The sequence below is a fragment of the Streptomyces tibetensis genome (assembly GCF_040647715.1).
In the GTDB taxonomy this organism is placed as follows: Bacteria; Actinomycetota; Actinomycetes; order Streptomycetales; family Streptomycetaceae; genus Streptomyces; species Streptomyces tibetensis_A.
In genome coordinates this window covers 106,015-112,194 of sequence record NZ_JBEZCR010000018.1, presented here as the reverse complement: position 1 = coordinate 112,194, position 6,180 = coordinate 106,015, and the positions used below count along the sequence as shown (strand labels likewise).

General features: G+C 72.4%; 6 protein-coding genes. 2 read left to right on the top strand and 4 right to left on the bottom strand.

Annotated features, from left to right (window positions below; translation table 11 throughout):
* Nucleotides 1-124: 124 nt before the first annotated feature.
* The 4 genes from AB0B29_RS35220 to AB0B29_RS35205 form a co-directional block, all read right to left on the bottom strand.
* Complete coding sequence (locus AB0B29_RS35220) at nt 125-1,153, bottom strand: methyltransferase (protein ID WP_362246368.1); 1,029 nt, start codon at nt 1,151-1,153, stop codon at nt 125-127.
* 92 nt (nt 1,154-1,245) lie between these two features.
* On the bottom strand, nt 1,246-2,340 hold the full coding sequence (locus AB0B29_RS35215; protein WP_362246366.1) for a right-handed parallel beta-helix repeat-containing protein: 1,095 nt from the start codon (nt 2,338-2,340) through the stop codon (nt 1,246-1,248).
* A complete protein-coding gene (locus tag AB0B29_RS35210) occupies nt 2,337-2,882 on the bottom strand; it encodes a hypothetical protein (protein WP_362246364.1) in 546 nt (181 codons plus the stop codon). The genes AB0B29_RS35215 and AB0B29_RS35210 overlap by 4 nt, the downstream gene beginning before the upstream one ends.
* Nucleotides 2,883-3,003: 121 nt before the next feature.
* On the bottom strand, nt 3,004-4,482 hold the full coding sequence (locus tag AB0B29_RS35205) for an MFS transporter (protein WP_362246362.1): 1,479 nt from the start codon (nt 4,480-4,482) through the stop codon (nt 3,004-3,006).
* A 254-nt stretch (nt 4,483-4,736) separates the two neighbouring features.
* Here AB0B29_RS35205 and AB0B29_RS35200 point away from each other — a divergent pair, with 254 nt between their 5' ends.
* Both AB0B29_RS35200 and AB0B29_RS35195 read left to right on the top strand, forming a co-directional pair.
* Nucleotides 4,737-5,663, top strand: coding sequence for a helix-turn-helix domain-containing protein (locus AB0B29_RS35200; protein ID WP_362246360.1), 927 nt, complete (start codon nt 4,737-4,739; stop codon nt 5,661-5,663).
* 72 nt (nt 5,664-5,735) lie between these two features.
* Nucleotides 5,736-6,119, top strand: a complete 384-nt coding sequence (locus tag AB0B29_RS35195; RefSeq protein WP_362246358.1) for a hypothetical protein — start codon at nt 5,736-5,738, stop codon at nt 6,117-6,119.
* Nucleotides 6,120-6,180: the final 61 nt, after the last annotated feature.

Sequence of the window (6,180 nt, the reverse complement as noted above, 5' to 3'; positions counted from 1 at the left end):
CACTTCCGCTTCAACCATCTCCCCCCCCCGCCGCCCATCCCCCCCCCCCCCCCCCCCCCGGGCGGGGGGGGGGGGGGGGGGGGGGCAGCCCCGGGGCACCAACGCCTCACGGGACGCGGTCGGATCAGCCGGGAACGTGGCAGTCGAACGCGTGCAGGTAGGGGTTGACCGGACTGATGTCGTCGATGACCAGGCCCGCCTCGGTCAGCCGGTCCACCATGCTCTGGGTGGTGTGCTTCGCCCCGCCCACGTTGAGGAGCAGCAGCAGGTCCATCGCGGTGCTGAACCGCATGGACGGCGTGTCGTCCACGAGGTTCTCGATGACCACGACCCGCGTCCCGGGACCACCGGCCTCACGGACGTTGCGCAGCGTGCGGGCCGTGCTCTCGTCGTCCCACTCCAGAATGTTCTTGATGACGTAGACGTCGGCCCGGACCGGCACGGCCGTCCGGACGTCGCCGGGCACCACCCGCGCACGGTCCGCGAGGTCGCCGCCCGCACGCAGTCTCGGCAGGGCGTTCTCCACCACGCGGGGAAGGTCGAGCAGTGCCCCCTGCATCGTGGGGTACTTGTCCAGCAGGCTCGCGACCACGTGCCCCTGGCCCCCGCCGATGTCGGCGACCGAGGCGCTCCCCGACAGGTCGAGGAACTCTGCGACATCGCGCGCCGACTGCACGCTGGAGGTCGTCATGGCGCGGTTGAAGACGTCGGCCGACTCCGGGGCGTCCTCGTTGAGGTACGGGAAGAACTCCTTGCCGTACAGGCCCTCCACCACATTGCGGCCGGTGCGCACCGCCTCCTCCAGCTTCGGCCAGGCGTCCCAGGTCCACGGCTCGGTGCACCACAGCGAGATGGCGCGCAGGCTGTCGGGGTCGTCCTCGCGCAGCAGCCGGGAGACGTCGGTGTGCGCGAAGGTCCCGTCCGGCTGCTCGGCGAAGACGCCGTAGCAGGACAGGGCCCGCAGGAGCCGTCGCAGCGGTCCGGGTTCGGTCTTCACCGCGGTCGCGATGTCCTCCACGGCCATGGGTGTGTCACCGAGGGCGTCGGCGACGCCCAGCCGGGCGGCCGCGCGCAGGGCGGCGGCACATGCCGCCCCGAATGCGAGTTCCCGCAGGCGCATGGACGGCGCGGGGGCAGACTGAGCGGTCGTCATGTGCCGCCTTCCTTCCTTCTTGGGTCATGTGAAGCACGACGATCACGGGGCGTTCGTGCGAGCCCCGAATTCACGAAGAGCGGTGACGGCGGTCAGCACAGACCCGTGGGCCGCGACGACCCGCAGGAGTTGTCCTGGAACGTGTTGCCCTGACCGGTGTCCGTGTTGACCAGGTCCGCGGGGGAGTTGCCCTGCAGCAGGTTGTCGCTGATCCGGTTCCGCTCGCTGGGCGTGCCCACCAGGCTCTTGAACAGGACGATGCCTCCCGACAGGGAGGAGTTGCCGACGTTGTCCTTGATCACGTTGTGCGTGATCAGGTTGTCGTCCGCGCCCGTCACCACGACGCCGGATCCCTGCAGGGCGTCCAGCCGGGCGGTCTTCGGGCAGAACTTGTTGTTGCGCTCGATGCGGTTGGTGCGCACGGTCACGAAGCCGGCCTTGGGCTTGTTCTCGTCTCCGACGACGAAAACCGCCGCGCAGTTGCCCGTCAGGTGGTTGCCCTCGACGGTCAGGTTGCGCAGCCGGCGGACGGTGACGCCGATCCGGTTGCCCTCCAGCCGGTTGTGCTCCACCACGGTGCCCTCGGTGTCCACGGCCCCCTGCTCCTCCTTCACCGTGTTGGCGAGGAGCAGACCCGCGTCGCCGTTGTTCCGGGCCGTGTTGCCGCGGAACACGCCACGGAGCGAATACTCGGTGGCGATGCCCCACACCCCGTTGCTGACGGCGGTGACGTCCTGCACGGTCAGTCCGTCGGCCTCACGGGCGTAGATGCCGGTCTTGGCGAAGCCGGTCACCGTCAGGGAGGAGATGGTGACGTCGTCGGCGCCGTGGTCCTTCGTGCCCACCACACAGATGCCGTTGCCGGCCGCGGCGCAGCTGTCGGCGGCCTTCGCGAGGGGCGCTGCGGTGCTCGGGGCGGTGCTCGTGCCCTTGGCCGGCCGGAGCACCGTGCCGCGGCCCATGCCCTGCAGGGTGAGGCCGGGCGTGGTCACGTCGACGCTCCCGTGGTGGGTGCCGGTCGCGAGCAGCACGGTGTCGCCCGGCCGGGCGGCGTCCACCGCCTTCTGGATCGATTCTCCCGGTCGTACGACATGGACCGTGTGGGCGGCGGTGGGCGGAGCGGCACCGAGCCCCGTCCCGACCAGCGCCGCCAGACACGCCAGAGGTGCGATATGGCATTTCTTCATATCGCGCAGATTATGTCCCTTGCGCCCCAAACCGGCTGCTTGCTCCATCCGGCGGCGTGGCCCGGGGAGTGTCCGGCACACCACGCCTCGGTGTGCCGATGCCGGTCCAGGCCGACCACCGAGAACTCGTCCTGGCCGGCGCTCCTCACGACTCCCAGCCGCCGTAGCGCTTGAGAGACAGGGCTGCCCGCCGGCGCGAAGGGCTCGCCTTCCTCCATGCGGAGCGGTCCGAGCACGACGCCACCGCCGTCCCACACGGCAGCCCCCTGTTCGCCCACACCGTCGAAGTACTCCGCCGCCACGTACGCCACGGGCCCACCGGTCGACCAGTCGGCCAGAATCTTCTCGAACCCGCCCGGGAGCCGGGGCAGGCCCAACGCGCCTCCCCGATCCCCGTCTGCGAGGCTTTCGCACAGCGCGTCCGTCATCGGCAGCAGCGCCAGACCCTGTCCGATCGATGTCGTCCGGGCCGCTGCCAGACCCCGCGTCGCCACACGCAGTGCCTCCCCGGCCGCGATCACCGCCCGCAGGTCGTAACTCATGTCAGTGCCCTCCTCGTCGAGGGCCCCATCGTGCCCCGAGCCGCCGGAGCAATGTCACCGTGCCGGCCCTGAGGCCGACCATCACGGACAGCCGCTTCCGGACCTGTGCCGGGACGTCACATCACCTTCGGGGAAGGAGGAGTCGGGCGAGAGCGGCGGTGGCGAGGAGGAGGGCGGCGACCGCGAGGAGGCCGACGCGCATGCCCGGAAGGGAGAAGCCTCCGCCGGGCCCGGAGAGCAGGCCCCCGAAGAGGGCGACGGCTAGCGCACCGCCGGTCTGCCGAAGGGAGTTGAGGAGCCCGGACGCGGTCCCCGCCCGCTCCTGCGGGACGACGTCCATCAGCAGCGCGGTCACGGCGGGCACCGCGAGCGCCCCGCCCACGCTGAGCGGCAGCAGCAGGACGAGCACGAGCCACAGCGGGGTCTGCGCGGCGAGCGGCAGCATGGCGAGCATCGCACCGGTGAAGACGAGCTGCCCGGTGACGATGACCGGGCGTCGCCCGACCCGCTCGGCAAGGCGAGGGGACATCAGGTTGGTCGCCGTGACGACCGCCGACATCGGCACGAACATCAAACCGGCCGCGATGGCCGACATGCCGCGCAGCTGCTGGTAGTACAGCCCGAGCAGGAAGATCCCGCCGTAGAAGGCGGCGTTGACGGCGAAACCGACGGCGAGTGGGACGGCCACCCGGCGGTCCCTCAGCATGGCCGGCGGAACCATCGGCCGGGGGTGCCGGGCCTCCACCACGCGGAAGGCGCACCCGGAGACGAGCGCGAGCGCGGCAGCGCCCAGGACGGGCCCGCTGGTCCAGCCCAGGTGGCCGCCCTCGATCACGGCGAACGCCAGCCCCGCCAGGGCCACCAGGGCGGTGAGCTGGCCGGCGAGGTCCAGCGCGGCGGGCCGGCGCGGAGAACGCGGCACCCGCAGCAGCAGGCCCAGGACGACCGCGCCCACGGGAAGGTTGAGCAGGAAGACCGCCCGCCAGCCGGCCGTGTCGGTGAGCAGGCCGCCCAGCACGGGCCCCGCGGCCATCGCCACCGAGCCGCCGACCGTCCACAGGGCGATGGCCCGGGCGCGCGCCCGCGCGTCCTCGTAGGCCTGCCGGATCAGTGCCAGCGAGGCCGGCATGACGATCGCGGCGGCAGCGCCCTGCGCCACGCGCGAGGCGATCAGCACCCCGATGCCGGGTGCCAGCGCGCAGGCGAGCGACGCGAGGGTGAACAGGCCGACGCCCCAAGTGTAGGCGCGCCGGGCGCCGGTGCGGTCGGCGAGTGCGCCTGCCGAGAGCATCAGCGCCGCGAACATCAGGGTGTAGGCGTCAACGACCCATTGCAGTCCGGACATCCCGCTGTCGAGGGAGCTCCGGATCGAGGGCAGTGCGATGTTCACGGCCGAGACGTCGATGGTGATCACCGTGAAGCCGAGAAGCGAGGCGACCAGCGCGGCGCCGCCTCGCCGCGGCGCGGTGACCGTCTCGGAGGGTGGCACGCCCGGTCGGGCCCGGTCCGGCGCGCGTTGCCCCGGCCCGGGTGCCGGCGGCTCTGCCCGGTGCCCGGGACCGGGGGTGGTGGAGGAGGCCGGGGGAGGGGTGGCCGGCATGGTGAGCTCCTGAAGTCCGAGGAAACGGCGGGGGAGGGGACGGTGGACGGGACGACCGGGCGGGCGGCAGCGGCATACCGGGGCCGCGGTCCGGTGTCGTGCACCCCCTGGGCTCCGGCGGCCGGGCCGCCCGCTCCACCAACGACTCTCCGCCCGACCCGCGGTCGCCGGCAGACCGCAATCTGCCCGGGGTGCGGTGTTCCTGGCCCTGACACGGCCCCCCACGCCTCTTGACCGCCTGCGACAATGACCGGATGACAGCAGCATCGGATGCGAGGGGCACGGAGCTGGGCCGATACCTGAAGGCCCGCAGAGCGCAGGTACGCCCGGAGGATGTCGGTCTCCCGGCCGGCGCGGGCCTGCGCCGCACTCCCGGACTGCGCCGCGAGGAGCTGGCCGCTCTAGCCGGAGTGAGCGTCGACTACTACATCCGCCTGGAGCGCGGCCGGGAGACCAACCCCTCTCCGGCCGTCGTGGACGCCCTCGGCCGTACCCTCCGGCTGCGTGGTGACGGCTTCGAGCGCCTGCACGAACTCGCGGAGCTGGCCTCCGGGCGCGCCTCCGAGCTGCCGGCCTGTGCGGACCACGCCGTGCGCGACTCGGTGCTGCGGATGCTGGAGTCGGTGCGTCCGCTGCCCGCCTACGTGGTGAGCCGGTACAACCGCGTCCTGGCCGCGAACCGGCCCGGCCGACGGCTGCTGCCCGGGCTGTGGGACTGGCCCGAGGACCAGCGGAACCTGACGCGCTACGTCTTCCTCCACCCGGTGGGCCGGACGCTCTACGAGCCGTGGGAGGAGACCGTCGCCCTGTCGGTGGCGCACCTGCGGGCGGTCGGCGGGGCCGACCCGGACAGCCCCGAGCTCACGGCACTCGTCGGCGAACTGATGCTGAAGTCGCCGCAGTTCGCCGCCCTCTGGGAGCGGTACGACGTCTGCGAACGCGGCGGTGGCCAGAAGGCGTTCCGGCACCCCAAGGTGGGCCCGATGACCCTGACCTACGAGGTCATGCGGCTGGCCAGGACGGGCGGCCAGCGCATGGTCGTCTACCAGGCAGCCCCCGGCACCCCGGACGAGGCAGCCATGCTCCGCCTGGACGGTCCGGACACCCACCGGGAGCCGGCCCCCACCCGGCACGCGCAGTCGACTGATGCCCCGGCCGCCGCGGAGGCCTCCGCCCACTAGTGCAGCCTCGGGCAAGGCTCGTCTCGCTCTGGTCGGTGGAGTGCGAACGACGCGGGCACGTAGTCTCGCCTCGTGCACTCTCATCTGACCTTCGAGAACCCTCCGGCGCTGCCCCACGAGGTCGTGGCCGAGACGTTGGAGCGGGCTCTGCGTGACCGCGCGGCCGAAGGTGAGGCCGCGAGCGTCCTGGTCGGGAGCGCGTTGAACGATGACGACGTGGAGTTCGTCGAGCACTGGTGTGTGCAGGTCGGGACACGGGCGGTGCCGGGAAGCCCGTTGCTCGGGCTGGCCGGTCTGTGCCTGGGACACACCGCTCGACGCTTCGGGCGTCTCAGTGATGAAGCGCTCGAGCTCGTGAAGTCATTGGCGGAGCGCGCCGAGGCCGACCCGTCGGACGTGGACGGCCGGGCCGTCGACGGGTACGACGACGTCAGGAGCTTCCTGCACCTGTGGTGAGGAGCCGCGCGGCCGGGCGGTGTCTGCCCTGCCCCTCGTCAAGTCCGGCACGCACCACGCG

Coding starts and splice junctions, on each gene's coding strand:
- AB0B29_RS35220 (WP_362246368.1), bottom strand. CDS start 1,153: ATGACGACCGCTCAGTCTGCCCCCGCGCCGTCCATGCGCCTGCGGGAA.
- AB0B29_RS35215 (WP_362246366.1), bottom strand. CDS start 2,340: ATGAAGAAATGCCATATCGCACCTCTGGCGTGTCTGGCGGCGCTGGTC.
- AB0B29_RS35210 (WP_362246364.1), bottom strand. CDS start 2,882: ATGAGTTACGACCTGCGGGCGGTGATCGCGGCCGGGGAGGCACTGCGT.
- AB0B29_RS35205 (WP_362246362.1), bottom strand. CDS start 4,482: ATGCCGGCCACCCCTCCCCCGGCCTCCTCCACCACCCCCGGTCCCGGG.
- AB0B29_RS35200 (WP_362246360.1), top strand. CDS start 4,737: ATGACAGCAGCATCGGATGCGAGGGGCACGGAGCTGGGCCGATACCTG.